We start from the raw sequence: 20032 nt of genomic DNA on the forward strand, positions 1-20032 counted from the left end.
CTATGCGCCAACTGCTGAGTTCACTGGTTGAAACGGGAACCAGAAGAAAGTTAACAGGCAAACTCGGCACAACCGTTAAAACTTGTGCTGCACTGATTGCTATCGCTGTTATCTATACCACCACGGTCGTCTACATCGACCTGTTCGTCATGACAGTCGTGTTTTTGTCCGCCATTCTCGCGCTACTGTTCCTGATGTACACCGCCGGTCCCAATGGCCGGCTAGACCGCCCAAGTGCAATGGACTGGTTATTTTCCGTAGCCAGTATCGTCGTCGGCATCTACTTCTTTGTTGAAAGCGGTCGTATAGCCGAGCGCATCACGCTGCTGTTCCCACTGGAAACGCCAGACCTGGTCGCTGCATCTGTACTTCTGGCATTAACCATTGAAGCCACACGCCGCACGGTCGGTGTGGGCCTCACCAGCGTGGTTTCTGTCTTCGTGCTGTACAACCTGTTTGGCCACAGCCTGCCTGCGGGACTTGGCTTCCGGGAAGTCAGCTACAACCACTTTCTCGACATCATGATGTTCACCACCGACGGTCTGTTCGGTGTACCTCTGCGGGTAGCGGCAACCTACGCCTTCCTGTTTGTTTTGTTCGGCACCTTTCTTTCTCGTGCGGGAGGTGCCGACTTTTTCTACAACTTCGCATCCTCACTGGCCGGACGTAAGGTCGGCGGCCCCGCGAAGATCTCGGTAATCTCTTCCGGCCTGTACGGCACCATGTCCGGCAGCCCCACCTCGGATGTGGTCACTACCGGTTCGATTACCATTCCGATCATGCAGAGGCTCGGTTACAGCAAGCCACTCTCCGGCAGTGTTGAAGTAGCCGCATCGACAGGAGGCAGCCTGCTTCCGCCGGTGATGGGCTCGGCAGCCTTTATCATGGCCGAGTACACCGGGATCGATTACCGCGATATCGCCATCGCCGGCATCGTTCCAGCCCTGCTCTACTACCTCTGCGTATACACCCAGATACATCTGCGCTCCCGCAAGATGGGCCTTGGCGGCTTGAACGCTGACGAGATTCCGAAAATGCGCACAACACTAAGCAATGGCGGGCTCTTTATTATCCCGCTGGTAGCTCTCTCTGTTGCGCTGATTCTAGGCTACTCGCCCACCTACGTGGCTGCGATCGCCACGCTGGTAGTACTCATCGTCTCGGCGGTAAAACCTTCCACAAGGATGAGCGTCCGCGATGTGTGGGATGCACTGGGTGAGACAACATTGAGAATGGTAGCAGTGGTCGCTGCCTGTGCGGCGGCGGGCCTTGTAATCGGCGGGATTTCGATGACGGGTCTCGGCGGCAAGTTTGCCGACCTGGTATTCCTGCTGTCCGGCAACAGTACCATTCTGGTTCTGGTGATTTCGGCGATGCTGGCGATCATTCTCGGTATGGGTATGCCAACGCCCTCCGCCTTTATCCTGGCAGCCGTGCTGGTCGGACCAACGCTGAACTCACTGGATTTCAGCCTGATGCAGACCAATATGTTCATTCTTTACTTCGCCGTCCTCTCTGCGATGACTCCTCCTGTTGCCGTAGCAGCCTTTGCAGCCGCAGCGATCGCTGATGCCAAACCTTTAAGTATCGCAGTGGGTGCTGTGCGCCTGGCGATCACAGCGTTTATCGTGCCCTTTGCCTTTATGTACGGGGACGGATTGCTGTTGAACGGTAGCTGGATTGATATCTCTACCGCCTGCATCACCGCCGGCATCGGGGTCATTCTGCTCAGCATCGGGATTGAGGGGTTCTGGAAAGACAGCCTGACCACCCAGGCCCGGATCGGCTTCGGTGTTTCCGGCCTGCTGTTTATCTTCCCGAGTACGGCGGCCATCGTTGCGGGTGTAATTCTGTTCATCGTTTCGATGCTGATGACGCCTCACCTTCGATTTCGAATGAAGCTATCTAGCTGAATGAAGCGAATAGGAAAAGTTTAGCTTTTCGAAAAACCTAGTTGGCCCTGTAAGACCCTTTTAGCCGGTACGACGCCAAGATCGCACCGGCTTTTTTTTCGTTCGAGCAGAACGTCATAGCACTCTACGTTACTTCGCCAAATATCATCCTGCCGGCTGGAAAACGAAGACCAGCCTCCCCATCAAGCCTCCAACCTGATCCTCAAACTCAACAGCAGCTCCCCCATCTGCTCACCCTCCATAAAACAGAGAGTCCCCAGCCTCTTTCGAAGTCGACGCCCAGTAAAAAAGCAGGGCTCATAGGGATCATCAGACGACACGGACCGCAGCGACAGAACAGGCAGCAAAGGAGAGGTAACAAAAGAATGGGCAGTAAAATTGGAGGACGCGAGCAGGCGCGTTTAGCGATAGTGGCGGCCTGCCCTGGAGGTGAAAGCGGAGAATGGACCGACCTGCTCGCTATCTAAAAGAGGCTGAAATAAAAAGGAGCGGCTCCATTACGGAGCCGCTCCTGCAGGCAAAACGCTTTTTTTTGCGCTAGCTTTCCTGCCAGCTTAACTGCGCCTTGCGGGCATTCATTCTCCAGAGCTGCCAGGGGCGCTCGACCTGACCTTCAATGGTCTTCTGGGTCGTCTGGGTTTCGCCGTCGGTCAGGAATTCAATGGGACCGAGGCGACTGGCTTCGGCCTGTAGCTTCGCATTCACTTCAACATATACCGCACGATACACCGCCTGCTTCAGCGTTGGCGCCACAACGGTGGAACCATGGCCCCGCATCAAGACTACGGTGTTATCAGCAAGTGTATCGGATAGCGCGGCGCCCAGCTTCTGGTTGGTAATCAGCAGATCTGTCGCATCACCGGCCACATCACGAATCTCGAAATTCGGGACATGATTGCCGATGAAGCCACTCATATGACACATGGGGCGAAGCGGGCTCGACTTTACGGCGCTGAACGGCACTACGGATGGTGAATGGCTATGCACCACCGCCATGACATCTGGCCTGGCGCGGTAAATCTCCCCATGTATATAGCGCTCCAGGTAGACTTTCCGGGTATCGCCATCGACCACGTTGCCGTCTAAGTCGAATTCGATAATATCTTCACGAGTCACCAGACCTGGTGCCATATTTCGCGAGAGAAAATAGTGGTCCGGGTTTTCCGGATTACGCACGCTCACATGCCCAAAGGCATCCACGACCCCCTGGTTAAACAGGATAAGATTCGCATCGACCAGGTCATCGAGCAGGCTACTGAGCAACTTCGGTTGGGTTTTCATTATTATTGGATCTCCGGCTTTGCAGGCGATCTCGCGTTCAGCCGTCGGGCTCACCTTCCGACTCGGATGACTGATTGTCGACCGCCAGGTTATCTATCATGGTAAGCAGTGTCTTACGGGTCGCTTCACTCTCGGCTTCAGATACGCCCGCCAACGCAATGTGGTTGACCTCCTCAGCCAGCGGAGTCAGCACGTCCTTGAGCTCCTTTCCCTTATCAGTCAGGAAAATATGCTGCTTGCGACGATTACCGTTTAGATGTCTGCGCTCGATGAGGCCATTTGCCTCCATCGCTTTCAGCGCAGTAAAGGTTGTAGGCTCCATCACGCCCGCCTGATCACTGAGTTCTCTCTGAGACAGGCCTTCAGTAGCCCAGAGAATCCTCAGAAATGACCAGTGGCCAAAGCTGACTCCATGTTCGGCCAGCCTGCGCTGGAGGCTTTTGGCAAGAAGACGACTGGCGTCGCGCACCAGGTGCGCCATACGATCGTCCGGCACCTGCTGATGCCAATGCCGCAAAACACTTTCCGTTTCACGGACGTCACGCTTTGTCATAGAGTCAGGCTCCTTCTGCCCTCACCGGGCACTGATGATACAAGTCGATCGCCTGACCGGTTCGCGCTGACTCTAGCAGCGCGAAGCACACTTCCATGGTTGCTAACCCCCACTCGCCGGAATGGATTGGGGGAACATCGTTACGAACTGCGGCGATCAGTTCGTCGAGAACTTCCCGCCGTGGAATATCAGGCGCTCCCAAGGGTACAAGACGGTGTTCAGTATGACCATAAACGTCGATGCCGGCGGGGGTTGGCTTCAGATCGGCCCCTTCGCAACTGGCCATGATCCAACCAAAGTGGTTATGTGCGATCCCCTCAAGCGAAGTGTCTGAAAGCCCCAGGTCGGGGCCATAGGCACGCCGGTTCTTCAAAGCAGCCTCCTCCTCAGACGAGGTCACGGCTTGCAGTGCAGCACGAGCTTTGCCGTACTCCGAAGGCCCGCGAGGCTGCCCCAGCTCTCCGCTCCAGCCGTTCAGTTCATCGCTATCGAAATGGCCATAACCGCTGTAAGTGAGGGTGGCAAAACAACCATTCGCGAAAGTCAGCAGTGCGGAATAAGCGCCTTCGGTAGGGCGCTTGGGATCCCACTGACCGGTTTGCGCCATAACCCGGGTGACTTCACCGCCGCCCAAAAGACGCACGATATCAACCTGGTGAGCCGCCTGGCTGTATACCACTCCGCCCCCCTGAGCTGTATCCAATTCCTCAGGCCGACGGGGCCGGTAAAGAAAGTCGGTGTAGTTGAAAGCGTTGATCATTTTTACCCGGCCATATTCACCCGAGCGGATCATTCTGGCGGTTTGGAGATAAGGGGAATCAAAGCTGTGGCTATGCCCAACGAGCAACCGACACCCCGCCTGTTGCATCGCATCGATCATTGCCCGGCAATCAGATAGCGAAAGCGCCATCGGCTTTTCAACCAGCACATGCTTGCCATAGCGCGCCGCACACTCCACCTGCTCACGATGCAGGCCGTGAGGTGAGGCTATATAAACGGCTTCAACCTCAGGGTTCTGGCATAGCGACTCGAAGTCTGAATAGCCGGTGCCACCGAAATCGGCCTCAAATCTCTCCAGAGCTTCGGTTCTCGGATCTGCAGCGGCCACCAGCTTTACTCCGGAATGCGCCGCTATTGTCGGCATCAGCAGCATAAAACCGCGTCCCAGCCCAGCAACTCCCAGGCGCAATGGGTCTGATCTGTTCATTCGGGCAGACCTATGACCAGCTCTTTGCTCAGAGCACGAGACACACAGGGAATAACATAACGCTCTTGCTCTTCATCACTGAGCAGAAGATCACGATGGTCAGCCTCCCCCTCCAACAGATCACAGCGACAGGTGCCGCAGGTTCCGCTTTCGCAGGAGTAAGGAACATCGACTCCATGTTCATTGAGCGCTTCAAGCATGGTCTGGCCCGCCCCCACGCTTACAATTTCATCGCTCCCCTGAATCCGGACGCTGAAGGGCTCGTCATCGGGGCGGTGCGCCGCATCGGCAGAGCCGAAATCCTCGAAGTGCACGCTGCTCGGAGACCAGTGCCCGGTCATATCACGCACCTCTTCCATCAACCCGCGCGAACCGCAGCAATACAGATAAGCACCTTTCGGCTGCTCCAGCACCGGCCAGAGATCGAGCCGGTTTTCGGGGTCTCCGTGGGTGTGATGAATGACCACCTTGCCGCGGTATTCGGGTAACTCGAACTCATCAAGAAAAGCGGTTTGTTCGGGATGACGGCTGAGGTAGTAAAGCTTCCAGGGCTTGCCTGCGGCCTCGATCAGTTCCTGAATCATCGCGTATAGAGGCGTTATACCTATGCCACCGGCGACAAAGATGTATCGGGTAGGATTACCGGTCAGGGGGAAGTCATTAACCGGCGCCGAGATCGCAAAGGTATCGCCAACTGCGCTTTCATCTACAAGACTGCGCGAACCGCCCTTTCCTTCGGCTTCGTATTTAACAACGATCACATAACGATCAGTTTCGCCGGAGCCCTGGCATAGCGAGTATTGGCGCTCCTGGCCACTGGGGACCTGAACCTTAATATGGGCGCCAGCTTCGCTGGGGGGGAGTTCAACGCCAGGTGCCGGAGCAAATTCAAAACGATAAATGCCTTCGGCTACGGCTTCTTTGCTAACGAGAGTCACAGACAGATCAAGCGGTGCATGGGCCATGGAATGCTAGCCTCCTATTATTCTTATATATCTAAGTTTATTGCCAGTCTGCGAAAAATACAGGATCATTGCAAGCAGGAATTACGAACTGCAATCAGCTGCAATCCACCAAAAATAAGAGTAGAGAGGTTCTATGTACCCCATCGATACGGCTCAATTGAGAACGGCCACTAGCGAAAATGTCGTGGCGGCATTGGCCGAGGATGTAGGCAGCGGTGACATAAATGCCGCTCTGATAGGCACCGACAGTCACGCCCACGCACGAATCATCACCCGCCAGGAAGCGGTGTTCTGTGGCCGTGACTGGGCCGACGAAGTATTCCGGCAGCTGGATCCTTCGGTTCAGCTGGAGTGGGCAGTATCGGATGGAGATAAAGTACAGCCCAACGCTACGCTGGTGACTCTGCAAGGGCCAGCACGTTCACTGCTGACCGGAGAGCGGGCCGTGCTCAATTTCCTGCAATTACTTTCAGGTACCGCAACGCGAACCGGCTGGTTCGTTAAGCAGGTGGAAGGCACTGGGGTGCAACTTCTCGATACACGCAAAACCCTCCCGGGGCTTCGCCTGGCGCAGAAATACGCAGTGAGATGTGGCGGCGGTCAAAATCATCGTATGGGTCTCTACGACGCTTTCCTGATCAAGGAAAATCATATTGCCGCCTGCGGTGGACTGGCTGAAGCCGTAGAGGCCGCACACCGTTCCGCTCCCGGTAAACTTGTGGAAGTGGAAACCGAAACCCTGGAAGAGCTTGACCAGGCCCTGGATGCGGGCGCTGATGTGATTATGCTCGATAACTTTTCCTTGTCGGATACCCAAGCCGCCGTTGAGAAAAGTCGCGGCAGAGCCAAGATTGAAGCGTCCGGCGGTATCAACAACGAGACTTTGATCGCGATCGCCAGGACCGGCGTCGACTTTATCTCCATGGGCACATTGACCAAGGATGTAAGCGCCATCGATCTCTCGATGAGACTGAGTGTCATCGACTGACTCAAAAGGCGGAGCCAGATACTGTCTCCGTCATCCTCCCTTCCATCACCACGGATGGTAGCTTTACCGAATCGGGCCTGGATCTGCAGACAGAAATACGAGCAACTGATCCCTGGAAACAGACCTGTGAGACCGTTAAGCTCGCATCTAATAAAAGCTGCATCCTCCAAACTAGCTGCTACTCAAGAGTTCCGGTCAACTAGCCTACGGCTGGTCACTGCATCGTTTTCTATATCCGCTACAAACGCAAAGATAGATAAGGAATTTACAAATGGACCTGGGAGAGAGGAATCTCACCGATATCAACCAATACCTGGCCTTTTTTGAAGCCAACAACAATTTAATTCGCGTAAAGACAGAAGTAGACCCGAAGCTGGAGCTGGCGGGGATCGCCAAAAAGCTCGAGGGCACCAAGCCGATCCTTTTCGAGCGCGTTAAAGGCAGCGAGTATCCGGTATTAATCGGTTTGTACTGGAACCGGCATATTCTCGCCGACATTCTTGGCACGACCAATTCTCAGCTGCCCTTTGTCTTGCAGAACGAGATCAAGCAATGGCATCTATCTCCCATGGAGCCGGTGGTGCGTAAGCAGGGGCCTGCCAATGAAGTCATTGAGCTTGATGTAGACCTCTCCACCCTGCCGATTCCTCATCATGCCGAGGGCGACGGCGGCTCCTACCTGACATCAAGCGTGGTCATCGCCAAGGACCCGGATACCGGTGTTCGTAACCTCTCCATTCACCGCATGATGGTGACCGGGAAGAATCGCCTTACCCTGCTGCTGGAAGAGCTGGGACACTTGATGGACTACTACAAGCGCGCAGAAGCGAAAGGCGAAGCGCTGGAGATCACTGTCAACAATGGCATCGATCTTCCGTTGACCGTCGCTGCCGCCGCTCCTGCTTCAGCCGCTCCCATCGATATGGACGAGCTGGGCATCGCCTCACAGATGCGCGGCGAACCGGTTGAACTGATTGAAGCGCAGACCGTGGCGGTTGAAGCGATTGCCAATGCACAGTTTGTGATCGAGGGCCGTATTCTGCCTGAGGTCCGGGAGATCGAAGGTCCCTATGCCGAGGTGACCGGTTACTACGCCGAACAGGCCCCCCGTTGGGTGTTTGAAGCCACTGCCATTACGCGCCGAAAAAATCCCATATTCCACTCCATCCTGTCCGGCAAAGAGGTCCGCAATGCCTACGGGATGAGCGCCAGTGCCGGAGCCTTCACCAAAATCAATGCCCTGGTGCCCGAAGTCACGGCGATACACTTCGCCGACGGCAGCGTCCCCTATCACCTGGTGGTGCAGATCGACAAGAAACATGAAGGCAGCCAGCGCAATGCGATGATGGCGGCTTTCGTGGCGCTCGCCTTTGTAAAGGCCGTCACCGTGGTGGATACCGATGTGGATATTTACTCATCGGAAGATGTGGATTGGGCGGTGGCAACTCGCTGCTGTTATGAAAAGGATCTGCTGGTGATCCCTGACGCCATCGGACACCGCTTAAACCCGATGGTGGAAGAAGATAAATGGACCCGCCTGGGTATAGATGCCACGGTACCGCTGCCTCGACCGGACAAGTTCAGACGCGCCACCAATGTCGATGTGGAGCTGAGCGATTACCAGATCGAAGGCGTGTAACTCGATCAACCGCGGGCCGGAGCAACCAGGTTTCCGGCTCCGTTTTTTGCGCCTAAAGCGGAGCGCCATCACGTAGCGCATCCAGCACCACCCGGAAGGCTGCAGTCTGCTGACGGCGGCTGGGGTAATAGAGGTAGTAGCCGGGGAAAGGCTCCGACCAGTCTGTCAGCACCTCTTGCAGTTCGCCGCTATCGAGATGCGGCTGCGCCAGCCCATCCGGTATCTGCACCAGGCCAACTCCGGCCAAACAGGCGTCCAGGATCTGGATCACGCTGTTCATGATCAGCGGACCATCCACCCGTACCCGGGATTCCTCTCCGTTTCGTTCAAACTCCCAGGCATAGAGCCCGCCGTGAGTGGGTAGGCGCAAATTGATGCAGCGATGGCCGGTGAGATCGTTCGGCGTAGCGGGTGCCGAATAGCGCGCCAGATACTTGGGGGATGCCAGGGTAACCATGCGCACCTGTTTTACGATCGGCACGGCAACCATATCCGCCGCCAGAATACCGCCAAGCCGGACACCGGCGTCGCAACGCTCCGCCGCAATATCGGTCAGGCCGTAATCGGTGACCAGCTCGACGGTTATCTCGGGATATTTATCCAGCAAGGGCAACAGCCGTGGCCAGAGCACATAGCGCGCTGCGTATTCATCGGCGGTAATGCGGACGATACCCGCCGGTCTGTCGCGCAGGTCCGCCACCGCCGACAGGTGTGCATCGATCTCATCGAGCAGTGGAGCGATCTCACGCAGCAGCTTCTCCCCTGCTTCGGTGCGCGTCACGCTGCGGGTGGTGCGCGTCAGCAACCTCACCCCCAGGCGCTCCTCGAGACCGCGCATGGTCTGGCTGACCGCAGAGGGCGAAACGCCCAGGTGTGCTGCGGCACGGGTAAAGTTGCCCTCCCGGGCCACGGTCACGAATACGGAGAGAGCATCCAGGCTTTGAGTGGTCATTGTTAAGTTTTACTTCACACTGCATTAAGGATTTAACGTATACAGAAGATAATCCTAATTTGCTAGATTGGTATTACTTAATAGGAACCACAGAACTGGTTCTACAGAAACAAGATTCCGATCAGGAGGCACCTATGAGCGCTACAGAAAACAACCCTGACGACATGCAGGTTATCCGCGCCGGTTCGACCCCGGCGATCAAGGGGCCGGCCGACTGGTTCACCGGCACCGTACGTATCGACAAGATTTTTAACGCCCCGGAGCCGTCCCGCATCGGTATGGCCGTAGTCAACTTTGAACCGGGCGCTCGCACCAACTGGCACACCCACCCGTTGGGTCAGGCACTGCTGGTCACCGATGGCGTTGGCTGGACCCAGTGTGAAGGCGGCCCGCGCACCGAAATCCGTCCCGGCGACATCATTTACTGCAACTGCGGCCGTCGCCACTGGCATGGTGCCACTGATACCACCTACATGCAGCACGTAGCGGTGCAGGAAGCGCTGGATGGCAGCCCGGTCACCTGGATGGAACCGGTTACCGATGAGCAGTACCTGGGCGGCCCGATCAAGAAAGACTGAGCCCCGCTCGCACACCGGTCTGTCAATGACCAGCGATACCGTCCCGGCAGACAGAATAGCTGCCCATTGCAGGGATCGCTGGCACGGTTTTCACCGGACGCCGCGCGTCAAAACAGCAGCCTGGGTTGCCTCTACCCAGGCTGTGCTGCCAACCCTGCGCAACTCAGAACAACCACTGACGCGCGGCAAACCGGTTTATTAAGAAGGAGTTTTCGATGCCTACAGCGGTCAACATCATCGTTGGAGACACCCGCATCCCCGCCACCCTGAACGATACGGTCACCGGCCGCGCCCTGGCGGATCGCCTGCCTTATACGGTTTCTGGCCACCGCGCAGAGTTTGACTACTGCTGCACCGCCGACCGCCCGCTGGCGACCGACCCTGCCGAGCTGCAGGATGGCTGGAGCAACGGCGACCTGCTCTATAGCGGCGGCTGGTTCGCTATTCTGTTCGACGGTGAAGAGGTCTCGAAAAGCTACACCGACCAGATGATCGTCGGCCGTATCGACGAAGGCCATCTCGACAAGGTCCGCAATCTGGGCGCTTCCATTACCCTGACAATGGAAAAAGCCTGACGATGGAAAAAGCCTGAACGGTGCAGCCAAAACAGCAGATAACAGGAGGTACAACCGATGACTAATGCAGCGTTGAGTACACGCCAGCAGGCACTGATCCCGATCGCGGCGTTCGCGGCGGCCGGTGAAACTGCCAAACTGAACACCGCCCTGGCCGAGGGCCTGGACAACGGCGTCAGCATCAGCGATGCCAAAGAGGTGCTGGTTCAGGTCTATGCCTATGCAGGATTTCCGCGCAGCCTGAACGCTCTGGGCACACTGATGAAGCTGGTCTCAAAGCGTAAGGAACAGGGCATAGAGGACGATCCCGGCCAGGAATCGCCAAGCCAGCCGATCCCTCAGGGAGAAGCACTTCTGGCCGCAGGCACCCGTAACCAGACAAGCCTTGCCGGCGCACCGGTAAAAGGCCCACTGTTCGATTTTGCGCCCGCCATCGACACCTATCTGAAAGCGCACCTGTTCGGCGATATCTTCGAGCGCGATAACCTGGACTGGAAAGACCGGGAGCTAGCCACCGTGAGCATGCTGTCGGCGCTGGCCGGCGCCGAAGCCCAGGTAGGCGCCCACGTGAATATCAGCATGAATGCCGGTATCACCGCCGAGCAGCTGGGCGAGCTGGTCGCAGTGCTGAAAGAAAAGGTTGATGCAAACGCCGCCAAACGTGCCGGCGATGCGCTGGAGCAGGCCCTGGCGTAAGCCTTTGCTTCTGCCTTTTTGGAGCATAAAAAATCCCGGCATGCGCTTGCTGAACATGCCGGGATTACCCTCACAAGGAGGGAAGCTTAACGCTTAAACGCCGCAAACCTCTTTCAGCTCTACCGCACGTTCATATACCTTTCTCGCCGGAATGCCTTTCGCTTCCAGGTCATTGATGTACTGCTCGGTAATCTCACCCAGCACGGGCTCCCAGGCTTTGCGCGCATCGTCGGTGAGCGGGATCAGCTTGTCGCCCATCTCGACTGCCTCTTTCATCGACTCTTTATCAAGGTTATCGAAGATGGCGGTCATGTACTGCGACCATTTTGCGCCGGAATATTTGTCGAGTACGGCTTTGAGATCGTCAGGCAGTTTGGCGTAGACGTTCTTGTTCATGGTGACCACGAACGCCAGCGAGTACAGGTTGACCTGAGTGTGGTAGTTCACCAGCTCATTAAGACGGAACACCTTGGTGCCATCCCAGGAGATCGCTACGCCATCGATGACGTCACGCTGCAGTGACTGGTAGATTTCCGGCGCGGGCATACCCACCGGCTGCGCACCCAGGTTTTCCAGCAGCGTACCGACTGCAACGGTTGGGCGACGGATGCGCATCCCTTTCAGGTCATCGGGGTAAAGCATTTCTTTGTCGCGGGAGTGAAGCTGCCCCGGGCCATTGGTGTATACGAACAGCACGTGGGAATCATCATACTCGGAGGAGACCTGGCCCTCGTCATACAACTTCTGCAGCAGGCAAGAGCCCTGAGACCCAGAGTTGACCATGCCTGGCAGCTCTACGATCTGGCTCAGCGGAAAACGGTTGGCGGTATAACCCTGCACCGTGGCGGTCATATCGGCGATATTGTTCACCACCGCATCATAAGAGGCGCCCGCCTTCACCAGCGTTTGCGAAGGGTAAAGCTCGATGTCGATCCGCCCCTGCGAATCCTCATTGATCATCTTGCCCCACTCAGCAAACCCCTGGTGGATTGCTGAGTTAGCCGGCCATGGATGGGCGAAACGCAGCGTCACATCTGCTGCCAGAGTACTCATGGAAAAGGCAGCCAGCGCACTACCCATCGCAACCAGTGTTTTTAATTTCATTCGAGGTTTCCTTTTATATTTATAGTTTTACCTGAGGCGAAACTTTTCTTTATTGGGCTACTTTCTTTACTGTGCAACGTTTCCTTACCGCGCAACTTTCTTCGCTGCGCTCATTTCTTTACTGCGCTGCGTGGCTGTCGCCCGCGCACATCCGCTTGATAATACGACGCGCCCGGTTGGGCCCCACATCCACATGGATATCGACCATCGGCCGGTCCGCAAAGCGCTTCATGTTCTGGTACTGAGCCTCGATCACGACCTTATCCTCTTCAAAGGTCATCTCACTCTGCTCGGTAACGATTTTGTTTATCTCGTCTTTATTGGTTGCAGGGTTTGAGGCCACGGTCCAGAAGTAGTGGCTGCTCTCCGCCGTTTCCGGGGTGATCGCATGGAAACCGCGCATATGGAAACCGCCGCGGTCGGGCGAGTCCAGTGACTCGGTATTGGCATTGACCGCTCCGGTCCAGATCCGCAGATGCGACGGATGGAATTCGATCTCCTGCCAACGATCCACCTTATCCTCGAACGGGTAAGCCATGGTATAGGTCGGCGGCGGCGTTGAGTTGCGCATATGACGCACCACACGAACGCTGTCGCCCTCACCTTCCACCTTCATCTCGGCGCCCATATGTACCTTTGCGTTGCCGCCGATGGTGCGCAGATGTACATAGCCCAGATGGCTGAGGTCCAGCAGATTGTCGTGAATCAGCTGGTATGGTGCCTCGTAGTAGAAAACGCCGCCATCAAATACATAGCGTTCGTCTGTGTGCACCTCGTAGCGCGGCGGCTCACAGCTGGGTTTCGAGTTTTCTTCAGAACCGAACCAGATCCAGACCAGCGAGTCCTGCTCCTTCACCGAGTAAGCAGATACAAACGCTTTGCGGGGTACCTTGTCCTGCCCCGGCACCTCCAGACACTTACCTTCGCCATCGAACAGCAGACCGTGGTAACCACAGCGGATGCCGGACTCTTCAACCGTGCCATACGAAAGCGGCAGGTCGCGGTGACAGCAGCGGTTCTCCAGCGCTGCGACCTGACCATCGGGGGTGCGAAACAGCACCACGGATTGATTCAGCAGGGTGCGGCCAATGGGCTTGTCCGTCAGCTCTTTGCTGAGCGCCGCGACATACCACATATCGAGCGGAAATTCGGGTTTGGATGCGTTTTGTTGTTGGGCAAGGGTTGCAGGATCGGCCTGGCTAACGTTCATGATTGGACCTCTTATTTTTTGCTGGGTCTGTTTTTGAGATAGACGCTCAGAAGCGCCATGCGGACAAACCGCAAGCCGAGAGCAAAGGGCTCGCTCCGATCGGGCTAGTGTCGGTCCGGTAAGATTTAATGGATAAAGCAGAACGGGGATATCGCGCCATCACATCCGCACGAATGCGGCTATGGGTACTGAACTCTGGGAAAGAGGGAGCGATCCTCTCATACCCTAACGAGTCATAAGCGGGGCTTTGAGCTTTAAGGACAGCGGTTCTGGCTACCGTCCTGGATAAAGGATGGCGGATAACAGGATCTAACATCGTTCAGCCTTTTGTTTTTTTAGTTGGCATGGAACGAACTATAGACCTGATATAGTTGATATGTCAACGATATCAAAATAACGCATATCCTTCTTTAATTATGCCAATAATTTCAATAACTTATTAATAAAAATCAACGAAACCACGCAGTTTACTACATGCACCAATCGGCGATTGAACAGACAGGACAGGAGCTTTAGCCGGGTCTCACTCGCTTTCTTTGCCCGTCTGATGGCAGTAGCATGCCCTGCTAACCCACTCACTATCCAAGCAAAAAACCGGACAGTCATGACGACAAAAAGCTCCGTCACAGAGCGCAACAGCCTAAACCTGGATCGCTACGTTCCAGCGCTTGTCACCGCTCTCGCCAACAAGCTCGGCGCCGGCGCCTCCAGCTGCTATCGCAAGCACTTTGGTGTGGGAGTGGTGGACTGGCGCATCCTGGCGATGCTGGCCGTGGAGTCCGATATATCCGCCAACCGCATCTGCGAAGTCACCGCTCTCGACAAGGCAGCCACCAGCCGCGCGCTCAAGCAGCTTGAAGAAAATGGCGATGTGGAATTCAGCAAAGATAAGCAGGACGCCAGACGGATCCTGATCCGGCTGACCCCCAAGGGCAAGGCGCTGCACGACCAGGTGCTGAAAGTCGCCCTGCGCCGCGAAGCGCTGCTACTGGCGGATTTTTCCGACGCAGAACTGGATATCTTTATCGACCTGCTGCATCGAATGAAAGCGCGGCTGGATGTGGTTAATGGCTATGATCCCGCTAGCGAGGGTGGCTAGCGAGGGAAAGTCGCAAAGACTTCCGGTAGCACAGACCGCGCAGAGCTCAGACCCGAAATATCTGGCTCAGCGCAGCTGCCGCACTTTAGTTAGTTCAGCCCAAATCAGATCAAGGCGAGCACCAGTTCAGGTACCGCTGCCAGCAATACCAGCGTCGCCAGCGTCGCGCACAGAAAAGGTATCAAGGATTTGAAAATCCGCATCGGAGGTATGCCTGTCATCGACGATCCGATAAACAGACCAGCCCCAACAGGCGGCGTCAGCAAGCCCATCACTAACGTCAGGCATACCACGACACCAAACTGGTAAGGCGAGATACCAAACTGATCCTGGGCGATCGGCAGCAGGATCGGCACCACAAGAATCAGCGCAGCGATCCCGTCGATCACCATGCCGACCAGGATCAACACGCCAATCACCATCAGCATGAATATGAACGGATCCGAGGTCTGCTCGGCTATCCACTCCGCTGCCGCCTGGGGAATCTGCTCATAAACAACCACCCAACCGAATACACCTGCAGCAGAGATCAGCATGATCACCATACCGGCGTTCAAGGCAGTGCGGCGCAGGATCTCCGGCAACTGGGAGAACTTAAGATCTTTGTAGATATATTTACCGATCAGCAGCGCAGCCAGAGAGGCCAGCGCAGCGGACTCGGTGGGTGTTGCCAATCCGGTCAGTATCCCGCCGATAATCACCAGCGGAATCGACGCGGCCGGCAGCCCCATCAGCAGGTATTCGCGGCGCTGGGCCTTGTTCGGCCAGTCACCTTTAGGGTACTGCTGCACCAAGCCCACCAGGGCAATCACGATAAAGAACAGAAACGACATGAGCAGGCCCGGCAGGATACCGGCGATAAACATCTCTGCGATGGGAATCTGCGCCAGCACGCCAAACAGTACGAACAGCATCGAGGGAGGAATAATCGGTGACAACAGCCCCCCCGCCGAGGTGATGGCCGCGGCGTAGGATCCCGAGTAACCCTCTTTTTCCATCGCCGGTACCATGGCGCGGGACATAATAGCGATTTGCGACGCCGCCGACCCCATGATCGCTGCCATCATCATGTTGGCTACCAGGTTGATGTAGGCCAGGCCGCCACGGAAGCCGCCCACCAGAATACGCGCAAGATTGATCAGACGACTGGTCAGCCCTCCTTCATTCATCAACTCGCCAGCCAGCATGAATAGCGGAATAGCCAGCAAACCATAGCTTTCTATGGCGCCGAACAGCTGTTGAGGATAGGAGTCAAACAGCACCGAATTGCCTGAGGTGCCGATATACCAGAGCGCCGTAAGTGCCAACACCAGCGCGATAGGCACACTCAGAAACAGAAGGATGAAAAACACCGCGAATGTCATTGCACAGCCCCCTTCACACAGGTCGCACCTTTGAGGCTGCCGAGCAGGTTATTCAGGGCGTGCAGGGTCAGTGATAGGGAGAAAAACGGCAGGATGAGCCAGGGCCAGATCTTTTTAACACCCAGTGTGTTGGTCTTTTCAGAGTATACAAAGTTAAAGGTATCGCCCTGAAAAGCCTTGATATCAAAGCCTCCACTGGCAAACGTGACTGGATCGAGCCAGCGCCAGCAGAGCACCAGCAGGGCAAGCGCAAAGGTCAGAATCATCAGGTCACAGAGCAGCTGAATCCAGGCGTGGGTTCCTCTGCCGAGCAGATCAACCAACAGGGTAACGGCAACGACCTGGCGTCGCTTAAGTGCCACAGAGGTTGCCAAAAAGGTGGTCCAGACCATGGCGTAGATCGCCAGTTCATCCACCCAGTAGATCGCCATTCCCAATGAGCGGCTGCCGATATTCAATAGAATCAGCAGGGTGACAGCGGCTGCCATCAGCGCCGCCAGCCCCATCTCGAGCCGCACGAGGCGATCTGAAATAAATCCTAACATCGTACTTCCTCGCCCTGCAGACCAGCGGTCCGCAGGGTACTGGCTCAGAGGATCAGCTGCCTTTGATCTCGGCAGCGGCTTTTCTCAGGCTGGGCAGGGACTTGGCCTTTTCAGACCAGATAGTTTCCCACTCGGCGATCGCATCGGCGAAGTCTTCCTTGGTCGCTTCGTGGATGGTGATATCCAGGCCCCGCAGCTCCATCTCCTGCTCTTTCTCCAGCGCCTGGAAGTGATCAATCACTGCATCCAGCTGGGTGCGCATGCTGGTCTGTAGCAGCTCACGGTCTTCCGCACTCAGATCTTTCCAGATGCGGCCAGACACCACGCCCACCATCGGGAACATCATATGGTTGGAGATCAGCATCTTGTCGGAGCGTTCATAGAACTTGAAAATAAGGATGGAATCGAAATCCATATCGATAGCATCAATCTGGCCGTTGGCCAAGGCGTCATAAACGGCCGGAAGCGGCATCGGAGTCGGTGCTGCACCGGTTGCCATGTAAAAATCACGGATCGGTTCAAACGGCGTGATGCGCAGCTTTTTGCCTTCCAGGTCAGCCGGGCTTTCCAGCTGATCGCGGCTCATCACCTGACGCAGCCCCGCCATGCCGTAACCCACACCAACCAGGCCCGCTTCCGCCGGCAGCTGATCGAGCAGTTCGATGGCGGCATCAGACTTCAGCAGCGCTGCCGCCTGATCGATATTGTCGACCAGATAAGGCGCATAAAGAGCACCAAAATCAGGCACACGGTTTGAGATCTCGGCGACGGTTAGAAATGCCATATCCAGTGCACCGGTCTGCAACTGCTGCACCATCTGCGCCTCATTCCCAAGCTGCTGCGACGGGAATACCGCAATACTGTGCTCGCCACCGGACTTCTGCTTCACATCTTCAGCAAAGGCTTCAGCAGCCTGAGTCCAGCGATGCGGCGGCGGCGTGATCAAGCCAAGACGGAAATCCCGTGCCTGAGCCGGTATCGCCATCATCAGAGCGAGGCCACCCGCCATCACAGAAGTCATAAGAGGTTTCATCGGCATGTCTAACTCCATTTTTCTTTAGTTGTAATTGTCATCGGGTCATCCGAGAAAAAGCGGTATTCGATCTACTTCCTGGCCAGGGTCTGGCGAGCCGGCCACGAACAACCAGGGTTCAAATAATCCCGGCCGCTGTGTAATCAGCGCTGAACACTACCTAAGGAGCAATAATCGCACCACTGTGTTTTTATATTTTTATGCACGATGAATCCAGAACCACGTTGATTCTTGGAAGAAAATCTCTTCGCGCGGTATAGATGGCAGCCGGCCCCTCGTTGCACGAAGAGATATCCGGCCATGAGATCTAAATGCCATGAGATAGCGAGATGGGTAAGCGAATGAAGGCGGGTGCGGTTACCAAGGCTGTAGAAGCCCAAACGAAAAACACCCCGCAAAGCGGGGTGTCAAAACGCTGCAGAAGCTGGCCAGGATCACGGCCAGCTCTGAAAGACGAGAATCAGGCGTCGTCAGCCATATCGGTCATTTTCATCACGTAACGGTGGGCGATATCACCCTTTTCCATCACTTCAAACGCTTCGTTGATCTGCTCCGGGCGGATGATTTCACAGATCGGGTGGATATTGTGCTCGGCACAGAAATCCAGCACTTCCTGGGTCTGTTTCACACCACCGATCAGGGAGCCGGCTACGCGACGGCGTCCCATGATCATCGGTACCGTCATGAACTCTTTCATCGGGCCAACCTGGCCAACGATGACAAGAGTCGCATCCACGTCGAGCAGCGGTGTGTAAAGCGTGACATCGTGCTCAACCGGGACGGTGTCGATGATCAGATCAAATGAAGAAGCCGCTGCGTTCATGGCATCTTCATCGGTGGAAGCCAGGATACCCTTGGCACCGATCTTTTTCGCTTCTTCCTCTTTCTGCTTGGAGCGGCTCAGCACGGTGACTTCTGCGCCCATAGCAGCGGCCAGCTGCACGGCCATGTGCCCCAGGCCACCCAGACCGATGACACCAACACGGCTGCCTTCGCCGATGTTCCAGGTGCGCAACGGGGAGAAGGTGGTGATGCCGGCACAGAGAATCGGCGCTGCGCGAGACAGATCCAGCGCTTCAGGGATACGCAGCACGAACTCTTCACGCACTACGATGTGCTTGGAGTAACCGCCCTGGGTAATCTCACCGGAGATGCGGTCCGGCGCGCCATAGGTCGGCGTCATGCCGTGACGGCAGAACTGCTCTTCGCCGTGGTGACACTGATCGCACTCCTGGCAGCTGTCGACCATGCAGCCGACACCGACCTGATCACCAACCTTATAGTTGCTGACTTTTGGACCTACCTCGATAACACGACCCACAATTTCATGGCCCGGCACGATCGGTGACGGCTGGGGACCCCAGTCGCCATTCACGGTGTGCAGATCGGAGTGACACACACCGCTGTAGAGAATTTCAATGGCTACATCATTTGCCCGCAAGGCACGACGCTCGAAGTGGTAAGGCACCATTTCGGTATCTGGTGAATACGACGCATAACCAACCGTTTTCATGGAATCTCCTTGCTTTCTGGCTTTTCACAATACATTTGAACAACAACAAAAACGGCACGACATCCTCGTGCCAAGAAGTGTCCATTGTAAAAAATCAGCGCTATGAAGCCCCTACCCGATCCTGCCTATTCCTTGCCTGATTATTCAAACCAGCCAGATAATCCACCTATTCCCCGGCATTAAGTCTGCCTATTCCTCTTCAATGAGAAATATCCAGGCTGCACACGGCTTTACTCGCCGGGTTTATGGATAGCGATCTGATCCTGGACGATCTCGCCCAGATTGGGCAGAAACGAGCGGTCGACCCGGTAGTCGTTCCCCCACAACTTGCCAACCCAGAGCGCCTTAGGGCAATGGAAGAACGCGCTTTCAACGGCGACCTTGATCACCACTTTAGGCAGCTTCCCACCCTCGCCGCAGAGCTCAAGCAGATCGGCGTCGGTATGAATACTGGCTTTGCCTTTGACGCGGATGATCTCGTTAATACCGTTGACCATGAACAGCAGGCCAACACCGGGATTCTCGAGAATATTCTTCAGGCCGTCGACTCGGTTATTGCCTGCCGTGTCTGGGATCAGGATCGTCTTATCATCGAGCACTTTGATAAACCCTGGCTCGCCACCCTTGGGAGATACATCGACATTGCCCTGGCTATCGATGCTGGAAAACAGGGCGAAGGGGCTATGTTCGATGAAGGTGATGGTGTGAACATCCAGCGCCGGCATCACTTTTTTCTGCACGATCTCCATCGGCTCTGGATATAGCTCCCTCAATTGCTCAAGGGATGTTATCTGCGTCATGATATTGCTTCTCATTG

General features: G+C 55.9%; 19 protein-coding genes. 7 read left to right on the forward strand and 12 right to left on the reverse strand.

The window, feature by feature from the left end:
- Nucleotides 1-2 precede the first annotated feature (2 nt).
- Nucleotides 3-1913: a TRAP transporter permease gene (locus tag C4S72_RS15125; protein WP_104004001.1), complete on the forward strand. Its 1911-nt coding sequence runs from the start codon at nt 3-5 to the stop codon at nt 1911-1913.
- A 537-nt stretch (nt 1914-2450) separates the two neighbouring features.
- Here C4S72_RS15125 and C4S72_RS15130 read toward each other — a convergent pair.
- The 4 genes from C4S72_RS15130 to C4S72_RS15145 are packed head-to-tail and all read right to left on the reverse strand — an operon-like array spanning nt 2451 to nt 5919.
- On the reverse strand, nt 2451-3194 hold the full coding sequence (locus C4S72_RS15130) for a class II aldolase/adducin family protein (RefSeq protein ID WP_104004002.1): 744 nt from the start codon (nt 3192-3194) through the stop codon (nt 2451-2453).
- 37 nt (nt 3195-3231) lie between these two features.
- Entirely contained in the window at nt 3232-3747 is a 516-nt protein-coding gene (locus tag C4S72_RS15135) for a MarR family winged helix-turn-helix transcriptional regulator (protein ID WP_104004003.1), read from the reverse strand.
- A 4-nt stretch (nt 3748-3751) separates the two neighbouring features.
- A complete protein-coding gene (locus C4S72_RS15140) occupies nt 3752-4954 on the reverse strand; it encodes a Gfo/Idh/MocA family protein (protein ID WP_104004004.1) in 1203 nt (400 codons plus the stop codon).
- Entirely contained in the window at nt 4951-5919 is a 969-nt protein-coding gene (locus tag C4S72_RS15145; RefSeq protein ID WP_104004005.1) for a PDR/VanB family oxidoreductase, read from the reverse strand. Before C4S72_RS15145 ends, C4S72_RS15140 begins: the two co-directional genes overlap by 4 nt.
- Nucleotides 5920-6052: 133 nt before the next feature.
- Between C4S72_RS15145 and nadC the strand changes: the two genes are divergently transcribed.
- On the forward strand, nt 6053-6907 hold the full coding sequence (gene nadC, locus C4S72_RS15150) for a carboxylating nicotinate-nucleotide diphosphorylase (protein WP_104004006.1): 855 nt from the start codon (nt 6053-6055) through the stop codon (nt 6905-6907).
- Between the two features lie 271 nt (nt 6908-7178).
- The gene (locus tag C4S72_RS15155; RefSeq protein ID WP_104004007.1) at nt 7179-8546 is read left to right on the forward strand and encodes a UbiD family decarboxylase; all 1368 of its coding nucleotides are present in this window, start codon (nt 7179-7181) and stop codon (nt 8544-8546) included.
- A gap of 52 nt (nt 8547-8598) precedes the next feature.
- Here the strand turns inward: C4S72_RS15155 and C4S72_RS15160 are convergent, their stop codons facing one another.
- A complete protein-coding gene (locus C4S72_RS15160) occupies nt 8599-9498 on the reverse strand; it encodes a LysR family transcriptional regulator (protein ID WP_104004008.1) in 900 nt (299 codons plus the stop codon).
- 134 nt (nt 9499-9632) lie between these two features.
- On the opposite strand from C4S72_RS15160, the gene C4S72_RS15165 reads away from it, so the two are divergent.
- From C4S72_RS15165 to C4S72_RS15175, 3 genes are all read left to right on the forward strand, one after another.
- Nucleotides 9633-10076: a (R)-mandelonitrile lyase gene (locus tag C4S72_RS15165; protein WP_104004009.1), complete on the forward strand. Its 444-nt coding sequence runs from the start codon at nt 9633-9635 to the stop codon at nt 10074-10076.
- A 215-nt stretch (nt 10077-10291) separates the two neighbouring features.
- Nucleotides 10292-10651 carry a cyclophilin-like fold protein gene (locus C4S72_RS15170; RefSeq protein WP_104004010.1) on the forward strand — a complete coding sequence of 120 codons (360 nt, stop codon included), beginning with the start codon at nt 10292-10294 and terminating at the stop codon, nt 10649-10651.
- Between the two features lie 57 nt (nt 10652-10708).
- A complete protein-coding gene (locus tag C4S72_RS15175) occupies nt 10709-11347 on the forward strand; it encodes a carboxymuconolactone decarboxylase family protein (RefSeq protein WP_104004011.1) in 639 nt (212 codons plus the stop codon).
- Between the two features lie 93 nt (nt 11348-11440).
- On the opposite strand, the gene C4S72_RS15180 is transcribed toward C4S72_RS15175, so the two are convergent.
- Nucleotides 11441-12451: a TRAP transporter substrate-binding protein gene (locus C4S72_RS15180; protein WP_104004012.1), complete on the reverse strand. Its 1011-nt coding sequence runs from the start codon at nt 12449-12451 to the stop codon at nt 11441-11443.
- Between the two features lie 118 nt (nt 12452-12569).
- Nucleotides 12570-13661: an aromatic ring-hydroxylating dioxygenase subunit alpha gene (locus tag C4S72_RS15185; protein WP_104004013.1), complete on the reverse strand. Its 1092-nt coding sequence runs from the start codon at nt 13659-13661 to the stop codon at nt 12570-12572.
- Between the two features lie 604 nt (nt 13662-14265).
- On the opposite strand from C4S72_RS15185, the gene C4S72_RS15190 reads away from it, so the two are divergent.
- Nucleotides 14266-14760: a MarR family winged helix-turn-helix transcriptional regulator gene (locus C4S72_RS15190; protein ID WP_104004014.1), complete on the forward strand. Its 495-nt coding sequence runs from the start codon at nt 14266-14268 to the stop codon at nt 14758-14760.
- Between the two features lie 104 nt (nt 14761-14864).
- On the opposite strand, the gene C4S72_RS15195 is transcribed toward C4S72_RS15190, so the two are convergent.
- From C4S72_RS15195 to C4S72_RS15215, 5 genes are all read right to left on the reverse strand, one after another.
- Complete coding sequence (locus C4S72_RS15195) at nt 14865-16124, reverse strand: TRAP transporter large permease (RefSeq protein ID WP_104004015.1); 1260 nt, start codon at nt 16122-16124, stop codon at nt 14865-14867.
- Nucleotides 16121-16669 (reverse strand): TRAP transporter small permease, encoded by a 549-nt coding sequence (locus C4S72_RS15200; RefSeq protein WP_104004016.1) that lies wholly within the window; start codon nt 16667-16669, stop codon nt 16121-16123. Before C4S72_RS15200 ends, C4S72_RS15195 begins: the two co-directional genes overlap by 4 nt.
- Before the next feature lie 52 nt (nt 16670-16721).
- Nucleotides 16722-17702: a TRAP transporter substrate-binding protein gene (locus C4S72_RS15205; RefSeq protein ID WP_235009161.1), complete on the reverse strand. Its 981-nt coding sequence runs from the start codon at nt 17700-17702 to the stop codon at nt 16722-16724.
- A 460-nt stretch (nt 17703-18162) separates the two neighbouring features.
- Nucleotides 18163-19215: an NAD(P)-dependent alcohol dehydrogenase gene (locus C4S72_RS15210; RefSeq protein ID WP_104004017.1), complete on the reverse strand. Its 1053-nt coding sequence runs from the start codon at nt 19213-19215 to the stop codon at nt 18163-18165.
- Between the two features lie 230 nt (nt 19216-19445).
- On the reverse strand, nt 19446-20015 hold the full coding sequence (locus tag C4S72_RS15215) for an MSMEG_1061 family FMN-dependent PPOX-type flavoprotein (protein ID WP_104004018.1): 570 nt from the start codon (nt 20013-20015) through the stop codon (nt 19446-19448).
- Nucleotides 20016-20032 lie beyond the last annotated feature (17 nt).

The organism is Marinobacterium lutimaris, assembly GCF_900108065.1.
Lineage (GTDB): Bacteria > Pseudomonadota > Gammaproteobacteria > Pseudomonadales > Balneatricaceae > Marinobacterium_D > Marinobacterium_D lutimaris.